1 protein-coding gene (only partly in view) is annotated in these 25,500 nt (G+C 59.0%); it reads left to right on the top strand.

Translation table 11 applies throughout. The annotated features are described in order from the left end of the window. The first annotated feature begins 755 nt into the window (after positions 1–755). On the top strand, positions 756–25,500 hold the 5' portion of the coding sequence (locus DBY20_07610; GenBank protein ID PWL78182.1) for a hypothetical protein. Its footprint extends 20,237 nt past the window's final position; 24,745 of the gene's 44,982 nt are visible here — the first part of the coding sequence; the start codon lies at positions 756–758; its stop codon lies beyond the right edge, outside the window.

Raw genomic sequence — 25,500 nt, 5'->3', positions numbered from 1 at the left:
ATCGCGCGGAGCGATTAAGAGGGGGCGAGTGCAGAAAGAGCGCAGGGGAGGGGAGAGTCGAGAAACTGCTCAAGAAGCGTCTCAAAAATGTATGAAATCAGAGACATTTTGTGTATATCAGTCCGAGAAATCGAAGCCTATAAAATTATACTGAGAACAGATAAAGAATCTGGAGAAAACCGCATGCAGAACGTGCCCGTTGAGTTATCTTAAACTATGATAAAGATTTATCAAAAATATAGATAAAAATCTCACATCGAAACGCGGAGTTTTCCACAGGGATCAGCCATTAGAATCTTCATCAGTTTTAAAGATAAAACTTTATGTGTAATACGGAATAATTTCACGAAAATGACTCCGAGTCGAAAATTCGTCTCGAAACGACACATCGAACGAATGCTCAGATATCATTTCGGGAAATAATGGACTTCGACATCTAGCAGACTCATTTCTCAAGAAATTGTGGAGACGTGTCGAGAAAGAATGGACACGGTGGTCAAAATCACTGTCATCCGCCCGAAATAACCTACCGTTCGCAAACGATACTGGGCAAAACGGCTGGTTACGCAGGCGTTTTTTACTTGAGGGAAGTACAGTTCGAATCCCAAAACACCACGTCTACCGCGTTTTTTCAATCCAAATCATCCTTCTCAAACGTCCTTAGCCGTTCTACCCCTTGTTTCCCTTCCGTTCCACCTCGATGTGTTTTTCATAACCCCCGTTCAGGAGTTGTATTGAGCACAAAGCGGACATACATGGACCTGCCTCGCAGCGACATGCAGCGAAGGGCTCTTCGCGCCCTCGTCACGCTTTGCCTCGTTTTTTTCGCGGGCGCGATATTAGTACTTACGTCGTTCGCCACTCCTGCTCTCGCTGACGAGAATTCCTACAACTCCGAGAACATCGCTTCGGCGGGTGCCGGCTCCAATGGCTCCGTCGTCGTCATGGCTCCGGCTGCGGCACCGCAGCCCGCGGCGGCTTCTTCCAGCGCTGCCGAACCCGTGGCTGCTCCGCGATCCGCGGCAGCCGCAATCCCCATGCCGGCTTCGGCCGGATCCGCGGCGGTGACTACTCCTGCAGCTGCCCCCAAGGCAGCCGCCGAGGCAGTCGCCCTTCCCGCTGAGAGTGCTCGCACGGAATCTGCCCCTGAACAAACGGCACCAGCAGAAAATGCGGCGCCGACGGAAACGTCAGGGGAGGTCTACGGCCCAGTACGCGATTTGTTCAAGCCGGACGAATCATCATCGGGCCTAGACGGCGTTGATCAGATCATGCAGGATGCTTTGGACTCACCGCTTCTGGCGGCGAGTTCGTCTATTAGCCCCCAGGCAGACAACAGCGGATTCTTTGCCAGCAACTCGAATATTTCGTGGACCGTTGACACGCGAACCATGACGCTCAACATCCACCCCGTGCTCGATAACGGCGATATGACCGTCACCGAGTACGGGTCTTCGCTTCCCTGGAAGAGCTCGTTTACAACGACCGACATATTCCAGGTCATAATCACGGGCCCCATTGCGCCCAGAAACCTATCCAATTGGTTTAGCGGATACACATCACTTGTCTCATTCCAAGCGGATTCATTGAATACGTCAAATGTGACTACCTTCGCAAATATGTTTAATGGTTGCACAAATCTTGAAACTGTTCAGGGTATTGGATCGTGGAACACTTCCAAGGCAACAACCTTCATGAATATGTTTGTAGGTTGCTCAAATCTGAAGGAACTCGATTTTACGAATTGGACTGTCGGGTCAGCTACCAAAACCAACATGCTTTCGAACATGGGAGCGATTGAGAAGATAACCCTCAATCCGAACGTGAATCTTAATGGTACCGGTTTGGGTAACACGGCAAGCCGTGGCGACAATGCCGGTACGTGGAAGTCGGATGCATGGTCCGGAACGACTGCCAATCTCGTGAGTCGCTACTCCGGATCCGGCGCGCCTTCCGGAATTCATGCTTACAATTTCTATTATGAGTCTGGCTTTGCATCCAACGCGAATGTGCTGTGGTCCTTCGACAAGACCTCGAGCACGTTGACCATCGATGCAACAGGTGCCGTTGACAAGTCCGTTGACGAAGCGGCCGAGCAGCTTCCCTGGCTCCCTTCGGTTGGGGCTGCTGCCATCAAGGCAATCACGACTCTCGGAAACATCGCGCCGACCACTCTCGCATCCTGGTTTGCAAACTACGCAAATCTCATCAGTTTCGACGGCACGGGAATCGACGTCTCCCACTGCACTTCGTTCGATTCGCTTTTCCGTGGCGACACCTTCCTCTCCTCAATCGACATCTCCGGCTGGAACATGGATGCGGTCGCAAGCGCTCCTCGTGACAACATGTTCACGAACTGCACGACGCTTACCACCCTCACCGTAACGGAGACCGTAATTCTCACAGGTACCGGACTTACCGATTCGTTCTCGAAGCGCGAGCCAAAGGCCGGAACCTGGGATTGCTCGGATGGCGTCTGGTTTGGCACGACGGGTAATCTTGCCACTCGTTATTCCGCCACCAAGACAGCTGCCCAACGCCCCTCGAGTGCTTCGGGCGCACTAATATATACGTGGCATCCGAATCAGATTGGTGGTCGCTTCGAGAATGACAACGCTTGGTGGATGTTCAGCGGAACTTCCGATGGCATTCTTACCATTGGTGTCGACTCTGTTGACTCGCGCGGCAACGCAATCGGAGCCGCCGACAAGAAGGTGACCGAGTCGGCGACAAATGTTCCCTGGCTCACCACGGGAGCGGTCCCCACCGGATCGTTTGCCGTTCGTTCCGTTGTTGCGCGCAATGGAATCGCTCCCGTGAATTTCGAGAACTGGTTCAAGAGCTACGTCTCGATGACCAATTTCGATGGCACGGGAATGAACGTCGAGTTTGCGACGAGCTTCGCGTTCCTCTTTATGGATGCTGGAGTCACGAGCATGAACCTCACGGGTTGGGTCATGCAGCCGACTGCTCCTCGCGACAACATGTTCTCCGGTAATTCGTCGCTCCGCCGTCTCCTCTTGAGTGGCGACGTGATTCTTACAGGTTCCGGTATAGAAACCCTCATCGAGCACGGAACGGCAAATGGTTCTTGGGCCACTGAAGACAGTGCCTGGTTTGGTTCCAGTGAAAACCTCGCTGCGCGCTATCCCGTCTCCTCTTCGATTGAGGGAGATGCTACAGGTTCCTTCACATATATTTGGGATCCGTCCATGCGCTCCGGTCGTTTCGACGGAAACGACAATGTCTACTGGATTTATACGAACGGTACCATTACGATTGGTGCGGACCCAGGGGCCACTAATACTATAGTGACGCAGGATGCATCCAACCTTCCTTGGAATGGTGTCATCCGCAAGGATCAGGTCAACTATGTTGTCTTCCGCGCAACGGGAGATGCGAGCAATCCCACTCGGGTCAAGCCCCAGAACCTTGGTGGCAACGGCACCGTAACCGATGGATGGTTTGCCGGATACGCATCGTTGGTTAGCTTCAACGGCGCCGGCGTCGACCTCTCCGAGACCCATTCGCTCGCCAACCTCTTCAAGGACTGCAACGCACTCAACTCGCTTTCGGGTGTTGCTGCATGGAACACCAGTACCATCACCTCGCTTGAGGGCCTTTTCGATGGCTGCAACCTCATGACCGTGCAGCCCACCATTGGTGACTGGGACACCTCTCACGTTACGAACTTCGCGCACATGTTCCGCAACACGAAGGACCTCGTCACCATCGACGCCCTGGCTCGTTGGAACGTCACGGCTGCCCAGACCTTCGAGGGCATGTTCGAGGGTGACAACTTCGTCGTAACTCTCGACATCTCCGGGTGGAACATGCCGCAGAACGCAGTTCGCACTAATATGTTTGCCTATCTCGAAGCCATCGCGACCTTCAAGATCTGCCAGACTGTGATTCTCGAGGGCACCGGTCTTGACGATGCCGAGCTCATGAAGACCCGTATCGCCTCCGCTGGCAGCTGGGATTGCTCCGATGGTATCTGGTTTGGCACGACGGAGAACCTCAAGAACCGCTACGCTGGTAACTCCATCGTTCCCGGTGCAATGACCTACACCTGGTCGAGCAACAACCTGCGCGGCCGCTTCGACAGCAACGACAATGCCTGGTGGAAGTTCGACCGCACTGCTGGAGCACTCACCTTGGGTACCGACGAGTACAAGGGGACGGGCCCCAATCCCAACCCGGCGGTCATCAACCGCAGCGTGACCGAGAACGCGGCAAGCGTTCCCTGGCTCAAGGCCATTGGCGAGAATTACGCCGTTCTCATCAACATGGTCACCGTTGAGGCTGATGGCAACCCCGGCAAGAACTTCAACCCGATCGACTTTGCGGCCTGGTTCAAGAACTACCATCGTCTGACGAGCTTCGATGGTGCCGGTCTTGACCTCGCTGGCAACACCTCGCTGTACCAGCTCTTCTACAGCACCGAGCGCCTCAGCACCGTAACGGGTCTCGAGAACTGGGATGTCTCTCATATCGAGAGCTTCGTCTCCATGTTCGAAGGCGCTGCCAGTCTCACGCAGCTTTCCGGTGTTTCCGGATGGAATACCGCGGCGCTCACTAATACTAATGGAATGTTCAAGAACGCAAGCTCCCTGCTCATGTTTGTCGACGGCGCCTCCTGGAACGTCACGGGAGTCACCGATTTCGCCAACATGTTTGCCGGGTGCGCCAATCTGGTGACGCTTGATATCTCCGGCTGGTCCATGGATGCGGCCTCCACCAGAACCGACATGTTCGCTTCTTGCGGCAAACTCGGCACCATCGCTGCTTTTGGACAAGGTGTCTTTACGGTGGGTGCAGGAGTCATCCTCGAGGGGACGAGCTTTAACAGCGACCTGCAGGGTCTCAAGGTTACCCAGGGATCCTGGGAGGGAACTCCTAACGGTGCCAGCAGCTCGACCTGGTTCGGCTCGACTTCGAACTTCGCAAAGCGCTATCCCGCCGGAAAGAACGCCGAGGGCGCTGCCGCTGGAAAGATGGGCTACATCTGGAAAGCGGGCGTCATGGCAGGTCGTTTCGACAACGACAATACGTGGTGGACTTTTGCGGATGGCGTGCTCACCATCGGGTCGGACAATCAGGCCGGCAACCTTGTCGTCACCGAGACCGAGACCGGTGCTGCCTCCAAGGTGCTGCCCTGGCTTGCGGCCATCGGCTCCAAGGACGTGGTTACGCGCGTCGTGACCAGCACCGACAAGAGGGTCGCGCCGGCCAACCTTAATTTCTGGTTTGCCAACTACCCCAATCTCGTGGATTTCAACGGCGTTGGCTTCATCACCACTAATACTATAAGCATCGAAGGACTCTTCGAAGGCGACGCCAAACTCAGGACCATCACAGGCATCGATGAGTGGGACACCGCCAGCATTACTAAGTACGATACCGCGTTCAAGAACAACAGCGCCCTTACCTCGCTTGATATCTCTGGTTGGAACATGAAGGACACGGCCACGCGTGCCGAAATGCTCGTTGGCCTCAACGCGCTTACGTCGATTACGGTTGGTCCGCAGATTATCTTCGAGGGTACTGGCTTTGACGATACGCTCGCTGCCCACCTCCCGACCAACGGCTCCTGGGCCTACACTTCCGCTGGTTCCCCCTGGTTTGGCTCCACGGGTGACGTCGCCCGCCGCTATCCCGCAGCTAAGGATGGCGTCGGCAACGGAATAACCGATGACATCACCTATACCTGGTCGAGTGCCCTGCGTGGCCGCTTCCCCAGCAACGACAATGCCTGGTGGAGTTACGATGCAAACAGCCATACCCTCACGCTTGGCACCGATAGCGGCAGCAACAAGATCGTGACGGAGTTCGAGACCTCGGCAACCTCGCGCGAGCTGCCCTGGCACAAGGCGGGCATCATTCGCGCTCATACCACTGGCGGCAATAACACGTGGACCGGCCGCTACGTCACCTCCATCATCATCAACGGCAGGCTCGCGCCCATGAACCTCGCGTTCTGGTTTGCCGGTTATACCGATGTCACCAATATCAATGCCTCTGGTATGGACATCTCGCAGGTCCTCATGTCTCCCACCGGCACGCTTTCCAGCACCTTTGCCGGAGACACGGCCCTTGCCACGCTCAACCTCACCGGCTGGAACTGGACTGCCTCCACGCCTCACGACCTCATGCTCGCCAATCTGCCCGCTATCAGCTCGATTACCCTCGACAGGGTTGCCGTGCTTGAGGGGACGGGCTTTGGCAATGGAGCCGATGGAGTCACTCCGCTTTCCTCCCGCGTGACCACCGCCGGCCACTGGACCATGGATTCCAACAGCGCCGATACCCCCTGGTTTGATTGCACCCAGCAGCTCATCGCCCGCTATGGTGCCGATAAGAGCGCGACCTTCAACTTTGGTGCTGAGTCGGGCGTGACCAAGACTTTGATGCAGATCATCTCCACCACCCACACCTATACGTGGGCCTCTGGTGTGCGCGGGCGCTTCCCGAGCAACCTCTACGCCTGGTGGACCTTCGTCAACGGCGTGCTTACCATTGGCGTCGAGCAAAACGCCCCCGATAAGACCGTTTCCGAATATGACGGCACGATGCAGTACATGCTGGCGGATGGCACCCTGGCCCCAACGAGCGATTTGACCTTGCCGTGGCTTGCGCCCATCAACGGCAAGACCAAGATCACCTCCGTTGCCACCCAAAACAGCATCGCTCCGCTCAACATGACCGGATGGTTTGCGGGGCTCTCAAACCTCAAGACCTTTGACGGCACGGGCCTCAACCCCGCCTATTGCACGAGCTTGCACAGGCTCTTCTATAACGACGTTAACCTCACGACCATTAACAACATCACCGACTGGGGTGTGAGCAGGGTTACGGACTTCGCCTATTCCTTCTCCGAGCTGCGCTCCCTCACCACCCTTACGGCAATTGCCGGATGGACGGTCAATGCGGCACGCACCTTCGAGGGCATGTTCGCAAACGACATCAGGCTCTCTCGCCTGCATCTGGCGGTTGACGATTCGCACTGGTACATGCCGTCCGATGCAGTCTTCACCAACATGTTCAAGAACCTTCAGGACCTTATCTACCTCAAGGTTTCCAACGGTGTCGTGCTCAACGGCCCGGCCAAGGACTCGGGCTTCGACAACACGCTCGCCGACCACCTTCCCAAGAATGGTACCTGGGCCGAGCTCGTTGACGAGGAGCACGAGTACGAGAACCTCGCCGATTCGCTCATCGGTAACACGGGAGACCTTGCAGCCCGTTATCCCGAGACCCACAACAACTACTACACCGTCACCTACAAGTTCCTCGAAGGCTATATGCGCGGCCGTTTCGAGAACACGAACGTCTGGTGGGAGTACAACAAGGGACAGCTTTCCGTTGGCGTTGATGACCCCACGCTTTCCGTCGAGGTTACCGAATACGAGGCTGCCGATGGTTCCGTGACCATGCCCTGGCGCTCGCTCATCACCGATCCGAACAACGACCCCGACACGCGCGTGACCTCCTTTGTCTCTTCGCCGGAGCTCGGCACCATCGCACCGCATACGCTCGAGAGCTGGTTCAAGGGCTACACGCAGCTCACTAAGTTTGATGGCCGTGGCCTGGACCTTTCGCTGGTCACGTCCATGGAGAGCACCTTCGATGGCTGCACCGCGCTCGTGAACGTCACGTGGCCCACCGACTCTGCCACGACCGAGAAGCTCATCTCGCTGCGCAACCTCTATAACGGTGCCATCAACATGACGAGCGTCACCGGCATGGGGGAGTGGAACACCACCAACGTGACCAGCTTTGATAACGCCTTTGCCGGTCTTGGCAAGATTACCGAGCTTGACATCCATAGCTGGGTGATGGAAAACGGCACCCATGCCAACCTGCTGCAAAACTGCAAGGGCCTGCGCAAACTCATCCTGGGCGAGGGCGTGCGCTTGGGTGATGCTGGCTTTACCAACAGTCTGCCCGGCCTCGACGCAAATGACGGCATGTGGGTCTATACCAACGACGAAGGTGACGAAATCTGGTTCGATTGCACCACGCGACTCTCCGATCGCTATTCTGGAAGCGATCAAGGCCGCGCACCACCTACTGGCACGATCACGTATATATGGGATGATACGCGCCTGGGCGGCCGTTTCCCGAGCAACCAAAACGCCTGGTGGTACTACGTCAAGGCCACGAAGGCATTGCACATGGGAGCAGACGGCGGCGCGGATGCAGACAAGTCCATCAACATCGCGGACTCGACTGCAGCAAACTTGCCCTGGAGGCAACCCGCAGCAGATGGCACTCCCATCGTTGCCAACTACACCACCTCAATCTTGACGGTTCACACCACGGGTGGCCTCGCCCCCAAGTCTCTCGGCGGCTGGTTTGATGGCCATACGGGCCTCACCAACTTTGACGGTGCTGGACTCGATACCAAAGATGTCACGAGCTTCGCCTCGACATTCCGAAACAACACGGCACTCACCACCATCGCTGGAACCGCCACGTGGAACACTCCCGTTCTCGCGAACGTGTCGAGCATGTTCCAGAACTGCAGCGTGCTCGTTACGTTGCCGTCCATGGCAAACTGGGACGTTTCCAAGGTCACTACCTTCGAATGCATGTTCGATGGGGTCAACCAGCTGCAGTACGTCACCGGTACAGGCAGTTGGGACACGAGCTCCGCAACCAACTTCAACTACATGTTCCGCGGCATGCGCAAGCTGCTCAAGGTTGACATGGGCAACTGGACCATCGACGCCACGGATACCGTCGTCCAGATGTTCTATCGTGACGAGTATCTGGATGAGGTCACCTTTGGTCCTGGCTACGATGCCTATTGCAACGATGGCAACGGCATCGATCAGCCTACCCGCACCCTGACCTATCAGCTTGCTTCGAACGGTCAGCAGCGCGAGGGTGACCAAAAGTTCGGTAACCCCGGCTACTATAATAGCTACGATCACACCTGGACCTATGGCAACGGTAAGACGAGCTCCATTTCCGTGACCTTCAATAACGGTATCCACACCGAGCGTGGTTACGACTGGGTTTCCGTATGGGATTCCAACGGCAAGTATTATCTAAGCCGCTGGTCAGGTGGTACGGACAGCGTCTGGACCTATACAACCACCGCGCAGTATATGTACGTGCGCTTCCACAGTGATGGTAGCTACACGAGCTCCGGTTGGAATGCCACCGTCGTGCTCACCATGACTGGCATCTGGAAGAACCCTGCGCCTGATCCCTATTGGATTGGCAGCTGGGACGAGATCAACAAATCCAATCGAGAGCGCCCGGGTATTGGCCCTGCAGAGATGGCGGGTACCTATCAGTGGAAGCTCAACGAGGTGGGCGGCCGCTTCAACTCAAACCTCAAGGCGTGGTGGGAATACCATCGCGATACCAAGGTGCTCGACCTGCACGGCCCGCGCGACAACTACAAGGACAAGATCGTTACCGAGACCGCAGCTCAGCAGCCCTGGCTCACCTGGCCCAACCTCGACATCAGGGCCATATGCACCCAGGTCACGACGACTGATGGCCTCACCCTGCAAAACCCCGCAAGTTGGTTTGCCGATTACCTCGAGCTTGCCAATATCGACGCGAGCGAGCTGAGGATTTCGCATACGGCCACGAGTCTCGAGAAGATGTTCTTCAAGACGACTGCGAGCGCCAAGCTCACCACGCTTACCGGCCTCGAAAACTGGGATGTTTCGGCCATCACGTCCATCGCATCGATCTTCGAGGGCAATACCGCATTGCCCCTCAGCGGCATCTCGGGTTGGAACACATCCTCCGTGACAAACTTCTCGGGCGCCTTTGCCCATAACCAGGCGCTCGCCAACCTCACGCAGGTCATGGATTGGGACACTTCTGCTGCCACGAACATGGTTCGCATGTTCTACAACACCAAGATCGTTTCCCTCGATCGTCTCAAGCCGCATACGGCCACCATTGATGGCGTGGAGCGTGATTGCTGGAACGTCTCCAAGGTTACGGACTTCTCCTCGATGTTCGCCTCCTGCCTCGACCTGGTGAATGCCGAAGGCATCGCCACCTGGGTGGTCGCAAACGCAACGCTTGAAAACATGTTCAATGGTGACACGGCACTGCTCGCCGTCGATGTCTCCGGTTGGGACATGATGACCGCGCCTTCGATCACGGGCATGTTCCTCAACAACAAGAGCATCGCCAAGTTGCGCCTTGGCCTCAAGTCCGTCCTCACCAATACGGGCATCACCAACAGCCTTGCCGATCATGGCGTGGCCGATGGCAAGTGGCTACGCGAGGACGGGCGTTGGTACGACAGCTCCAGTAACCTCGCCGCCATCTATCCGCCCGGTGGTCCCAAGTACCAGGTTGTCTACCTCTACACGTGGGACACCATGCCTGGCGGCCGCTTCCAGTACGGCGCTGGCATCGAGAACGCTTGGTGGCGCTACGACAAGACCTCGCATACGCTGCTCATCGGCACTTCGGATATCGAGGCCGAGGAGGACGGCACCTATAACTACGAAATCGAGGACAGGTGGGACGAGCTGCCGTGGGCTTCGATCTTCACTGGCAAGGACATCAAGAGCATCGTCATCACCGGTGGCATCAAGCTCATCAATCCCTCCAAGTGGTTCAAGGACTACACGGCTCTCATCGACTTTGACGGTGCCGGCCTTGACCTGTCCATGGCGACTGATCATTCGATCGAGGGCTTGTTCATGGGTTGCACGTCGCTCGAGACGGTCGCCGGTATTGACGCCTGGGGCGATACGCTGCATTCCATCAAGGACCTCTTCCGTGGCGACGTTAAGCTTACGACGCTTTCCGGCATCGAGTACTGGCTCAACACCACCAATATCACGGATATGTCCGGCGCTTTCTGGAACACGTCTTCGCTGACCGAGCTTTCGTTCCTGCGCAATTGGAACGTCAGCAACGTCACTGACTTCTCCAACATGTTCAACGGTGCCGTTGGCCTTACGTCCCTGAATGACATTCGCGTTTGGGATACTTCAAGCGCCATCAACGTCTCGGGTATGTTTGCCAACACCAAGCTCACGGATGTCGAGCTCACGCCCTGGAACGTCAGCACCGTCCAGAACTTCTCGGGTATGTTCCAGAATTGCGCGGATATGCAGACCCTCAATATTTCCACGTGGAACATGGAGGCTGCCACCAACCTTGCAAATATGTTCACGGGATGCAAGAACCTCGTGACGGTTGTCTTTGGCGAGCACAACGTTCTTGCCGTGACCAATGGCAGCACGACCACCTACACGGGCTTTGACGACACCCTCACCGATCGCAACGCCTACGACGGACGTTGGCAGCTGCGCGGTGGCGTGTGGTATGACGGCACCCAGCGCCTGGCCGAGCGCTACACCCTGGGAAGCCAGCTTGCCGGTACCCTCACCTACGATTGGCAGGAGGACAGCCCCGGCGGCCACTTCATCAAGAATCCGAGCGCCTGGTGGACCTTTGACAAGCCCACGGGCACGCTCACCATCGGTATCGATGCCGGTGCCACGGACCTTACGATTCCCGAGCTGGCAACCGAGCTTCCCTGGCGCCTCTACCAGTACAAGCTGTTCCATGACAACATGAAGGCCGTCGTGTTCCGCAACGATGCCGCACCGCTCAATCCTGCCTCGTGGTTCGAGAGCTACAACTTCATCCAGCGCTTCGAGGGCGGTTCGATGAACCCCGGATTGGCCACTGACTTCTCCAAGATGTTTGCGGGTTGCACGGCGCTGACCGACCTCGTCGGCATCACCAACTGGAACCTCGCAAACGCAACAACGCTTTCGCGAATGTTCTACGATTGCGATTCGCTTGCCTCCTTGGCTGGCATCGCACGTTGGAATGTCTCGAACGTGCAGGATTTCTCGTACATGTTTGCCCAGGCCCTTAACGACAAGGGCCAGGTTGTGGGAACGGGTCTTGTCGACGCATCGGCAATCAAGGGCTGGGATTTTGCCTCTGCCACGACGCTGGCATCGATGTTCCAAAACGATAACCATCTCACAACCGTTGATTTCTCCGGATGGGATGTCGTGAGCGGTGCTCCCAGTCTCGCCAACATGCTTGCCGGTGCCACCTCGCTTTCCAAGATGACGCTTGGTCCCAAGTCCGTGTTGGCTGGTGCCGGACTTGACGCCATTAGTACCCGTACAGATTCCGATGGCCGCTGGTACCTGCCCAACTACACATGGTTTGGCGATTGCACGGATATGAAGGCCCGCTATGGCACGAGCGGAAATACCCTCGGCAATGCACTTGTCTACAATTGGGACGGCACGACGCTTGGTGGCCGATTTGCCAACCAGAACACCTGGTGGACCTACGTCAAGGCAAGCAAGCTTTTGACCATCGGCTCTGACGGTGGTTCAAACAAGACCATTACCGAGACTGCCGACCAGCTCCCCTGGAAGGACATTCCCGGCCTGGCAAACGTCTTGTCCGTCAATACCAACGGCTCTACCATCCTGCAAAACCCCGCCAACTGGTTTGCCAACCATACGGGCCTTACGAGCTTCGATGGCACGGACATGAACGTGACGGGTGCGACCGACCTTTCGGGCATGTTCCAGAATGACCGGGCGCTCACCACCATTACGGGTGTCGATGAGTGGAACACCTCGTCGGCGACCACGTTTGCAAACATGTTCGCAGGTTGCACGAACCTGAAGAACAACGATGCGGTTGCATACTGGGATACGAGCTCCGTCACCGACTTCTCCAGGGTGTTTGCCGGAGATACGGCGCTCGTCTCGCTCAACCTTGCCGGATGGGACATGACCAAGGCCACCACGGTTGCCGGCCTGCTCTCCGGCTGCACCGCTATCAACCAGCTCATGCTCAGCAACACGAGCGTGCTCGAAGGTGCCGGCCTCGACGACACGCTTGCAGGTCGTACCAAGTACGATGGCACCTGGGTACGCGCCGACGGCCTGTGGTTCGACCGCTCCACGCACCTGACCACTCTGTATCCGTTTGGCGGCAACACGCGCGGTGCCGACCGCATCTATACCTGGGACGGCAGCTTCCTGGGCGGTCGTTTCCCGAGCAACGAGCAAGCCTGGTGGAAGTACATCAAAGCCACGCGTACGCTCGACCTGGGTACCGATGGCATCGGCGCGGTCGCCGTGACCGAGCATTACGATGAGTTGCCTTGGCTCGATATCGAGACCGTTGGTTTTGTCACGAACATCACGTCCCATGGTCAGCTGCAGCTCCCCGAGGATGCTTCCTATTGGTTTGCTAGTTCCAAAATCGACCACAGCAATGCTGCCGTCCCCGGTTTCGGAAGCTGGAGCGGTTCTGCAAGCAGCTTTAGCGTGAACGGCAACGCCATTACTATCCATGGCATCAGCGGATGGTCTTTCATGTATGTGCCGGTGAGCTTAGATGCAGGCACCTACTACACCTATTTCAACTACACGATGCCCTCATATGGCACCTTCTTCGAAGTTACGAACAATCTGGATCTTGCACACGCGCATGCTATCCATACGGCAAATCTTGTCTCTCCAAACGCCTACACGTGGCTCAGCGCGACGAGCACCCCTGTGGAGAAGATCGTTGAGTTTACCGTCCCGTCTGCCCGTACGGTATATCTCGTGCTCTACATCGATACGGTAAGCGATGGTGGTAGCACGACGCTCACCATCAATGATTTCATGGTTTGCAAGAATCCAGCCTACTGGCTTGTTACCTCTTTTGACGGCACGGGTCTCGACCCCTCCAATACTAAGAGCCTCGAGGGCTTCTTCGAGGGTGACATTAGGCTCTCCACGGTGCAGGGTACTGCCGCCTGGAACACCGCAAAGGTCGAGAACTTCGCCTACATGTTCAAGGATTGCAAGAGCCTCTCCAACCTGGCTCGCATTGGTACCTGGAATACCTCGAACGCGCGATTCATGACCGGCATGTTCCAAAACTGCATTGCCCTCCAGGACAATAGCGCCCTCACGAGCTGGAACACGGGCCACGTCACCGACTTCACTTCGATGTTCAAGGGCTGCACGGCTCTCACCACGCTCGATGTCTCCGGTTGGAACATGCAGCTCGCCACCGTTTCCGATGGCGAATATCTGGGCATGAAGGACATGATTGCCGGATGCACGGCCATCAACACCATCATCGCTTCCGGCAACTCGGTCCTCATGGGCAGCGGATTGGGCGATACCCTTGCCGGCCGTGCTCGCTGGGACGGTGTCTGGGAGATTCCCGATGGCTCCTGGTACGACTGCTCGGATCGCCTGGCGGGACGCTATCCGCGCCGTAGCTCGTTTACCGACAAGATCACCTATCGCTGGAACTCCAGCGTCCGTGGTGGTCGTTTCACGCCCGACGGCTCCAAGTGGTGGAGACTTACCGACGAGGACGGCAACGGTAGCTTCGAGACCCTGACCATCGGCATCAACGAGTCCGACGAGTCCCTCAGGAACCCCAACGTCGAGACGCTTGCCGCGGAGCTTCCCTGGCTGCTGGTCTACAATTCCGATCCCGCGATTTCCGCCGCCCGTGCAAAGACCACCATAACCTCGCTCAAGACCTGGACCTTTGACGTCAACCGCCCGTTGGTCGTGCAGAATCCCAGCTCCTGGTTCGAGGGCTACACCGCGCTGCATGATATCGAGGCCAGTGGCATGGACGTTGGCTCGGCTACCGACTTGAGCAAGATGTTCAAGGACTGCACCAGCCTCGTCAATATCAGCGGCATGCAAAAGTGGAGTGTCGTCCAGGTAACCAACTTCGCCTCCATGTTCGAGAACTGCTCGAGTCTCGGCGCTCTCGACATCTCCGGATGGCACATGATTTCGGCCCAGTCGACCGATGCGCTCAAGAACATGCTCTCTGGCTGCAGCTCCATCGCCTCGCTTACCGTGGCCGGCGATGTCGCGCTCGTCGGAAGCGGTCTTGACGACACGCTCGCGAGTCGCGCACGCACCCAGGGCATGTGGGAGCTTGCCGATGGAACCTGGTTCGATTGCTCCGAGCGCCTGAGCATGCGCTATCCGCTCTGGCCACGCTCGGCATCTGACGAGGTTTTTGACGATACGCTCACGTACATCTGGAATGGCGATGTTCTTGGCGGCCGCTTCGAGCCTAACGACGTGAGCTGGTGGAAGCTCACCGACGAGGACGATAACGGCAGCTTCGAGACGCTTACCTTGGGTACCGACCGCTCCAACTCGGTGAACTTCGTCGCGGCCGACCTTCCTTGGCTTGCGGCGCGCCCCACGGTCAAGTCCGAGCTGACCACCGTCAACACGGTGACGGCATCCAGCCTGGGCGGTCTCAACGTCACCTTCCCCGAGGCGTGGTTTGCCGACTACGTCAAACTCACCGACTTCGATGCCACCAACATGGACGTCAACAACGCCACATCGCTCAAGGATATGTTCAAGGGCGACGTACTGTTGGCAAACCTCGTGGGTACCGATAGCTGGCATACCGACAAAGTTACGGACTTCTCGGGCATGTTCTCGGGCAACGCCGCTCTCAACCAGGAGAGCCTGAATCGTCTTGCCGTCTGGAACGTTTCCCAGGCAACGACCATGGCCTCCATGTTCGAGGGCTGTGCCTCCATTACCGACCTCACGCCGCTAGCTGACTGGGACGTCTCCAAGGTCACCGACCTTTCGGCCATGTTCAAGGGTGCCTCGAGTATCGTTGACCAGATGCCGATAGGGAAGTGGGATACGAGCTCCGTCACCACCTTTGCCGAGATGTTCCGCAACTGCACCTCTCTCAGGGATCTTGACCTGTCCACGTGGCAGATGGTTGGCAAGAACGTGACTGACATGCTTGCCGGATGCCGCTCGCTCTACCACATCAAGACAGGTCCCACCACGGTTCTCGAGGGCACTGGGCTTGCCAATTTGGTCGATCACGGCCAGGAGAAGGGCACCTGGTTCAACGAGGACAGGACCTGGTATGACGGCTCCGCCATTCTTGCCGCGCACTATCCGGCCGGCGGAAACATGCACGCCAATGATGACTACTACTTCTACGCCATCATCCAGGGCCGTTTTGACAGCAACAACAACGTCTGGTGGCGCTACGATATGTCCGAGCACACCCTGACACTGGGCCTCGAGAAGCCTAACGAGTCCAACGAGGTCCAGGAGCTTTTCAACCAGCTTCCGTGGGGCAGCCTCGCACCGCCAGATATGCCCAAGGGCAAAGACATCACCTCCATGATCGAGAAGGTGTTCGTCGATGGCGACGACATCGTTATCAGGGTCATGAACCCCTCGAAGTGGTTCCAGAACTACGTTGCTCTGACTAACATCGAGGCCGAACAATTTGACATCTCGGGTGCTACCGACATTTCCGGGATGTTCCAGGGCGACTACAAACTCCAGTCGCTCGACCTCTCCAAATGGGATCTCACCAAACCGGGTCTCAACATCCAGAACCTCCTCGATGTCAACCCGCTTCCGTCGGTTACCGACCACGAGCGTGGCGACATCGCTCTCAACGAACTCATCCTGAGTCCCACCACCATTCTTGAGGGTACGGGATTCGAGACCATCGCATCTCACGTGGACTTTGCCGGTCAGTGGCTGAGCTCCGCCGATGCGAACTTCCGCGGCACCAACGCCGACCTGCTGGCCAAGTACATGAAGAACGGCAGCAAGCCTGCCGGCGTCATCACCTACACCTGGGAACTCCATAACAGCGCGGACCAGAACCCTGACTTCTGGTGGCGCTACTTTGCCGAGGAGACCGTCTACAACGGCGTGACCTACCAGCCTGGCACGCTCATCATGGGTGTCGCCGATCTTGATAACAACGGCACTGTCAGCAATAGGGTTACCATCACGCCTGGCCAGGAGCCCTGGCTGCCGTGGCTGCCTTCCGTCGCGCGCAGCTCGGTGCTGCATGTTGTCACCGTCATCGACGATGCCACCGGCACCAAGATCAACCCCGTCAACCTCGCGAGCTGGTTTGCCGGCTACACGAGCCTCGTCACCTTTGACGGTACCGGCATGGATACCAAGAACACCCTGAGCTTCGAGAGCCTCTTCGAAGGCGACTCCAAGCTCGAGGAAGTGGACATCGCCGGCTGGGATATGCGCGAGACGACCTTTGGCTCTTCCGGAACGGACAACGAGGGCAACGACATTCCCATCCTCACCGGATATGCGAACATGTTCAAGGGTTGCACCTCCCTCAAGAAGATCGTCGTGGGTGCCAACTCCGCGCTGCAGGGTACGGGATTTGACAGCATCACCGGCCGTGACCCGGATTCCGGCATGTGGCGCACCGATGCCTCCGAGGGCAACACGCTCTTTGACCACACCTGGTTCGAGACGAGTGCTGGCCTCGCGACGCGCTTTGACACCGCCGGTCATGGCAGCACCTACGGCACGCGCGTCGAGTTCATATGGACGCCGGGCAAGGGCGGTCACTTCGTCGGCAATGCCGATGCCTGGTGGGCCTACGATTCCGAGGCGAACACGCTCTACCTGGGTAGCGTCAATGGCAAGCAAACCGTGACCTGTGATGCCTATAACCATCCGTGGAAGGGCATCATCGATACAACCAAGATCGAGACAGTCATCACCTGTGGCCAACTTGCTCCGACCTCGATGGTGGGATGGTTTGGCTCGGGTGATGCCTATGCATACGATCTTGTCGATGGTGGCCGCTATCGCATCAAAGCCCAGAATCACTCTTCGGGTACGTATATTCCCAACTGGGGCGCGGGCCTTACGACGAACGGCAATTCCCCTTACGTCTTCTGGGATATCGAACTCGCTGGGCAGAACAGCCTGGGCAAGTATTATCGTCTGCGCAATGTCGGTACTGGCGCCTACCTCGATTACTACGGAAACACGTTCTACATCCGCAACTTCTCGACGTCCGGCTGGAACCGTTCCGTCATCATCCCGACTTCGGATACGGGCCTCGCCCTCGACAGACCAAGCAATAGCTGGACCGCCGCACCGCGCTGGTGGCGAGGCGCAACGCAGCTCTTCACTTGGATGACGGATAGCGAGACTGCAAACTATGAGAATGCCTGGGCCTTTGACTGGAGCTTCGAGCACATTACCGGCGGCTTCTCGAGCCTCAAGGAATTCGATGCGACTGGTCTGGACTTCAGGGATTGCACGAGTACTGCTGGCATGTTCGTGGGCAACACGACGCTCGAGAAGCTCACCCTCAACCAATATAACTACCTCACCAACTCCGGCCTCAAGGCCCACCAGGGTGTTCTCGGTGCCTGGATTAACGTCACCGCCGATGATCCCGACTGGTGGGGCACCACCTCCAACCTCGTAAACCGCTATCCGGAAGGCTTCGGCGGCGTCGGTAATGACTCGACCAACAACATCGGCAAGCAGACCTACATCTGGCAGACCGAGCACGTCGGCGGCCGCTTCCCCAGCAACGACGCCGCCTGGTGGCGCTACTTCGTCGGCGAGACCGAATACAAGGGCACCACCTATCCGGCTGGCACGCTGCTGCTTGGCGTCGATAACGTCGAGACCTCCACCACCAAGAGCATCGACGTGACCGAAACCGGTCCCTACATGCCCTGGAAGGAAGTGCTCGGTGCTGGTTCCATCGTCCATGTGGCCACGAGCATGCAGACCGGATCGCGCCTGCATCCGACGTCGCTTGCCTCCTGGTTCGAGAACTCCGATGGGTACTACACTGGCCTCGTGGACGTTGACCTGAGCAACCTGCTTGTTGACGCCAACACGACAAGCTTCGAGAAGCTCTTCTACAAGTCGCCGGTCGTTTCCGTGAACATCTCCGGCGGATCGGTCGCAAACGTTCAGACCGCATCTCCCTGGCAGATGAGCGAGTCAGCAAATCGCACCAATATGTTTGGCGAGGCAAATAGCCTCGTGGAGCTCACCCTTGGCATGGGCAACATCATCACCAACACGGGCATCGAGGACATCGTCAAAAGGCGCATGAATGCCACCGACGTGGATAACGTGGCCGCCCGCTGGCGCATCGAGGAGCTTGACGGCCACCATGCCTTCCGCGATTTCAAGATCGGCGATTACTACGTGACCCTCGGCAATGACAACGATCCTGGTATCGTCACGCTGTACGGCAAGAACAGCACGTCCTTCGAAGGCAACTCCAACACCTGGGGCGTCATCCGTTGGCACTGGTACCCGGGCACCATCGTCCGCTTCCACAACAACAAGGAGTCGCTGCCCAGCGGCTTGAACATCACGGGCAACATGGCTGACGCCTTCGTGCCCTATGACTTCGAGTGGGCGATTCCAAATCCGTCCGACCAGAGCGGCGATGGGTCCACCACCGACGGATTCCAGCTCGAGAACTACCGCCTCATCTGGTGGAACACGCTGGCATCTCCCACCAAGAACAACCCCGGCCATGAGTTCAAGGCGGGCGAGAAGATTATGCCCACCGCGACCCATCCGGTCTTTGGCCATGAGTACACCGACCTCTACGCCCAGTGGGCACCCATCCGTTACAGCACCCTTCAGTTCGTGGCCAATGACGCCCATGGCGGCGCTGCCGACATCAACGGCGACGCAGGCGACGACGTCGTTATTCCCGATTACAACGAGGGCCTGAGCGATACCGACCACTACTACATGCTCGGCTACGATATCGCGGGCTGGTACACGCAACCCAGCCTTGATTTGCCGGGCACCCGCTACAATGCCGGTGACATCTATCGTCTGCGCTGGGATGACGTCCCCGACATGGGCATTGATGTCGACGTCAGGGAGGTCGTGGACGATTACGGCAAGGTCACCTACCGTGCCTTCCAGACGCTCTACGCCATCTGGGAACCCCATGGCGGCTTCGTCCTGAACTACAACCTCGGTGGTGGATCGCCTGCTGTCGAGGACAGGACCGATATCCTGTGGACCGACACGGATCTGCTTCCGGCCATCACTCCCGTCCGCGACGGCTATGAGTTCCTCGGCTGGTACTACGTCTTCAACGATGCAGGCGACCGTGCCGAGGCCACGTCCGAGACGCCGTTCCACACCATTGCCCGTGACATCGATGACAATACGAAGGTTCCCACGCTCTACGCGATGTGGAAGCCCGGTAAGATCGAGATTACCTACGAGGCCGACGGTAACGGCACCGTTTCCTCGACCACCACCTCCGATGATGGCAAGACCGCATCCGAAATCGTCGACCTTGACATCGACGCGACCGGTCGCCTCGACATCAAGGGTGCCATCGCCACGCCTGCTCCCGGCTACCACTTTGACCGCTGGACCAACTCCATCGATAGTTCCCTGGCTCGCCGCGATGTTCTCGATGCCGACACCATCTTCGGCGTCATCAACGACAACGGCACCTTCCATCCGGCCACCTTCACCGCGCACTTCGCTCCCAACACTTACACGGTCAAGTACTACGAGAACGGCGGCTTTGGCGCCCTTGCCGATGATCGCGCCACCTATGGCGTCTACCTGCAGCTCGCCGTCGGCGGCACCCTCGACGGCATCTTCCGCGATGGCTACCGCTTCACTGGTTGGAACACCAAGGCCGATGGCACCGGCACCCAGTACGGACCCGGTGCACGCGTCAACGACTTCGAGGGCAGCAACGGAAGCATCATCACGCTCTACGCCCAGTGGGCCGAGCTCCAGACGACCATCGTCTTCACCGCCGCACCCGTGGCCGGTGGCGTCGAGCCCGTTACCGACACCATTCCCGATGGCATGACCGACGTGTCCTGGCGTGGCGACGTCGCGACCGATAACCTCATCGAGCTCGTCGACAGCCAGGGCAAGGTGGTTGCCAGCTGGACGCGCACGCAGCTTGGCTGGACGCTCTCGATTATGCGCGTGAGCGGTGCCGCCACTGCCGCAGCCGCAGCCCTGCGCGGTTACCAGTTCGTCGAGTGGATCGATGCCTCGACGGGCAAGGTCGTTTCCACCGACGCCCGCTTCACCCCGATGCGCGCCGACGGTGTGGCCTGTTGGCCCGCCACGCTCTCCTTCATCGCGACCTTCAGGCCCAATACCTTCAACATCGCCTTTGACGTCAACGCTGATACGGGCAAGGACGCGCCCGGCTCCATAACGGCGACCTATGGCACGCAGCTGCGTCTGCCCACCGTCGCCGGCAACTCACAGACGGGTACGCCCGCCATGACGCGTCCCGGTTACAAGTTCGTGGGATGGAACACCGCGGCTGATGGATCGGGTGACACGTTCCTGGATGCCGAGCTCCTGCTGGGCGCTGCTATCAACAAGCTCGTCGATGGTGTCGATCCCATTCAGGACGCGACGGTCACCCTGTTTGCGCAGTGGGAGCCGCTCAAGTACCTGGTGAGCTTCCGCCCCGGCGCCGATGACGCCACCGGATCGATGGACGACCTGCAGCTCACCTATGGCGTCTCGGGCAAGCTCCCCGCCAACGTCCTCGCGCGCCCCGGCTACGACTTCAAGGGCTGGGCCACCACGCCCAATGCCGCGGCGGCGGAATACGACGATGAGGCGACGGTCTTCAACCTCGTCGATGACGGCCGTACCTTCACGTTGTTCGCGGTGTGGTCGGCCCGCCTCTACAACGTGAACTTCAACACCTCGGATGCCTCTCACGGTAACGTCTCCTCCGGCGCTCCCGTCCAGGTCTACTACGGGCAGCATCTGACTGGCGCGCAGGTTCCCGCTGTCACGCCCACCGCTCCCTATGAGTTCTCGCACTGGACCTACGTGATTCAGCTGCCCGATGGTGGCACCATCACAGGTATCGCCAAGAGCCCCACCGAGGTCACCATCCTGGGTATCACCACCTTCACGGCCCAGTGGAAGAATGACCAGGTCTTCAACATCCGCTACTACCAGGGCGATCACGGTGTCTTCCCCGATATCTCCGGTAAGACCTACTGGATTGGCGTGGCCAAGGATTCGCCCTTCCCGCTGTTTGCCAATGGCGCCGAAGTCGATGCCGACCTTCTCGATGACATCAACTCCAATGCCCGTAACTTCGGTCTTCCCAAGACGAGCCCCGGCTGGAAGTTCGTCGGCTGGGAGTGGACCATCGGTGGCGTCACCTATACCACCGTCGACGGCAAGGACGAGCTGCCCACCACCGTGACCTGTACCATGAGCCTCACGGCCATCTTCAGGCTCTCGGGCCAGGTGCTCTCCTTCGACGCCAACGGCGGTACCGTCACGGCGGCGGGTGCCACCTCCATGAGCGCCACGCGTTACCTCACCGGTGCCGATGCCAAGCTTCCCGAGGCCGATGCGGTCGTGCGCGATGGTTATGTCTTCACCGGTTGGGGCATGACCAAGGACGGTGCCGCCATCTACGCGCCGGGCCAGGTCATCCAGATGTTCATCGAGAACACCACGTTGTACGCGATCTGGGAGGCCAACACCTACACGCTGGCCTTCGATACCCAGGGTGGTTCGGCCATCGCGGCGCTCACCGGCGTGCACTTCACCGACACCAACCTGCTTGACGGCATCGCCGACCCGACCAAGCCGGGCTACCGCTTCCGCGGTTGGTACAACGGCACCTCCGAGGCCGATACCGAAATTGACGAGAACACCATCTTCGCCTCGCTCGTGAGCTCTTCGGCTGCCGGCAGCGTTGGCACCATCTACGCTCGCTGGGAGGAAGTACCCGGTTCGATCACCTACACGGCTGTCACCGTCGATGCCACGACGGGCGAGCGTACGCCGACAAAGGGCGGTTACGTGAGCGTGCGCGAGGAGCACCTGCCGGCCGTGAGCGGCACCCCCGTCGGGTCGTCGGCCTACGTGCTCACCGGCTACACCTTCGTGCGCTGGATTGACGAGTGGGGCAACACGGTAAGCTGGGACGCCACCTTCGTTCCCACCAAGGGCATCTACGATCCCACCAAGGGCATCTACGCCATCTGGGAGACTCCCACCAAGTACTACGCGGTGTTCACCGCGCAGGACTTTACCGTCGTCTTCGACGTCAATGGTGGCACGGGTTCGCTTGATGACATGATCTTCACCTATGACACCTCCCGCACGCTGCCCACCGCAGAGCAGGGCGGCATCACGCGCGTTGGCTATGACTTTGCCGGTTGGACCACCGGCGCCGATGGCTCCGGTCAGCTCATCGCCGACGGTGCCACGGTCAAGAACCTCGCCGGTGCCGAGGGTGGCACGGTCATCCTCTACGCCTACTGGACCGTCCACGCCTTCAAGCTCACGCTTTCGGCCAATGGCGGCACGGCCAATGCCGCTGTTGCCGACGGCACCTACGACTATGACGGCAACACCATCATCTACAGCCTCTACGCCGGTACCACTCAGCACCTCGCCGCCGCCAACGCCTTTGTCCGTCCGGGCTACGTGCTCGATGGCTGGGCCGAGACCGCAGGAGGCACGGTGCGTTGGAATCCGTCGGCGACATTCACGATGCCCACGGGTGATACCACGCTCTACGCGCACTGGTCGCCCATCACCTACACGGTGAGCTTTGCCCCCGGCGCTTCCGACGCCATGGGCACGATGCCCGCCTCCGTGTTCACCTATGATGTGCCGCGCGCGCTGCCCAAGAACGCCTACGCCCTCAATGGCTACGTCTTTGACGGCTGGCGTGATGCTTCGGGCAACAAGTACGCCGACATGGCCACCATCGTGAACCTCTCCACGCAAGCTGGCAGCGACTTCGTGCTCTACGCCACTTGGGCGCCGCGCGTCTATGCGGTGAGCTTCGTCTCCTCCGAGCCCAACCGCGGCACCGTCACCTACACGCCGCGCCAGGTTGCCACGGGCGGCACCGTCGATATGAAGCTCGTGCACACCAGGCCCAACACGGCCGGTGGCTGGCAGCTGCGCGTGTGGACCTACACCATGACCTTCGATGACACCACCTTCATCACCGGCGAGACTCCCGATCCCGCGCAGATCCCCATCCGCGGTACCACGGTCTTCACGGCTCAGTGGGCAAGCATCATCGCCGTCTCCTACCTGCCGGGCGAGCACGGCTCCTGGGATTACGGCGCCGAGGGTACCCTCTACGAGGGCCTCAACCACGGCGATCAGGCGCCGCACTTCGGCTTCACCGCCGCTGTCGGCGGCAACAAGATTCCGTCGCTCTTCGCTGCCGATGGCAGTCCTCTAGGCGAGACGGCTGCCGATGGCGTCACCTGGGAGTTCGCTTACTGGATTGGCCCCGATGGCAACAGGTACAGGATCGTCGCCGACATGGTCGTGAGCTACGAGAGCGGACGCCCCGTGACCATCACCGGTCCGTTCTCGTTCACCGCGCACTGGAAGCGCAGCGCCACGGTTGACCTCCAGCTCGAGGGTGGCCTGTGGACGAGCGAGACGCCGGTCACCAGCTACACGGTCACCAAGAACACCTCGCCGCTGGAAGATGTCGAGCACATCACCCTGCCGGGCCTGGCAGACGTCACGCGCGATGGCTGGCGCTTCGATGGCTGGGCGCTCACTCCGGGCGGTACGGTGCTCTACGCTCCGGGAGCCACCATCACGGCTCCGGATGTCAACATGACGCTCCACGCGCGCTGGACCGCGCGTCTCTACACCGTTGCCTACGAGACCGGCGACGGCACCTACATCCGCACGCGCACAGACGTGACCTGGGATTCCACTGACGTCGTCCCGGCACCGGCTACCCGCGTCGGCTACGTCTTCCTCGGCTGGCACACGGATGCCACCATCGACGAGGAAAACTGGCGCGAGGATCAGCTTGGTCGAGGCCTTGCCTTTGCGGCTATCGCCAAGCTTCTTGGTGCCGATGACACCATCACGCGCGTGACGCTCTACGCTTGGTTCACCCCCGAGCGTGCCGAGCTCCACTATGCGGTGGGCACCGGCAGCGGCTCGGTCAGCCGTGACTTCGAGGTCGTCAACGCTGGTGACGGCAAACCCATGGGCTCGACCGCGACGGCTGCTCCTGGCTACGTCTTCGAGGGCTGGTATGACGCTCGCGGCAATCTCGCGCCCCATGGCCGCGATGCCGCCTTCGCGCCCATCAAGGACGCCGATGATGTCTGGTTCACGGGCACCACCTGGTATGCGCGCTTTGCGCCCATCACCTACACCATCGCCTTCGAGGGCAACGGTGCCGACCCCTCTTCGCCGGGCATGCAGGACATGACCGCTTCCTACGAGGTTCCCGCGGCGCTTGCCATCGTCGGCGTGAAGTTCACGAGGGAAGCCTACGTCTTTGACGGATGGAACACTGCAGCCGATGGTACGGGCACGGCCTATGCCGACGGTGCCACGGTCGTCAACCTCGCCACCGTCCAGGATGCCGTCGTCAGGCTCTACGCGCAGTGGCGCGTCGTGGGCTACACCATCACCTACGACCGCAACAACGACGTGCGCGGCTCGGTCACCTCGCCTCCCAACGGGGCGCTGCACAAGGTTGACGAGCCCTTCATGCTGGCCACTGCAGCCGACACCGTCGAGATGTGGCGTCTTGGCTACGTCTTCGACGGCTGGTGCGATGCCGCGCATCGCGATGACGCGGCGGTGCAGTACGCCTTTGGCACCGAGGTCACCCTCGAGCAGCTCTGCGGCGACGAGGAGCCGCGTG

The organism is Coriobacteriia bacterium, assembly GCA_003149935.1.
In the GTDB taxonomy this organism is placed as follows: Bacteria; Actinomycetota; Coriobacteriia; order Coriobacteriales; family QAMH01; genus QAMH01.
Note: the sequence above shows the minus strand (reverse complement) of the source record. Positions and strands in the feature narration are given on the sequence as shown.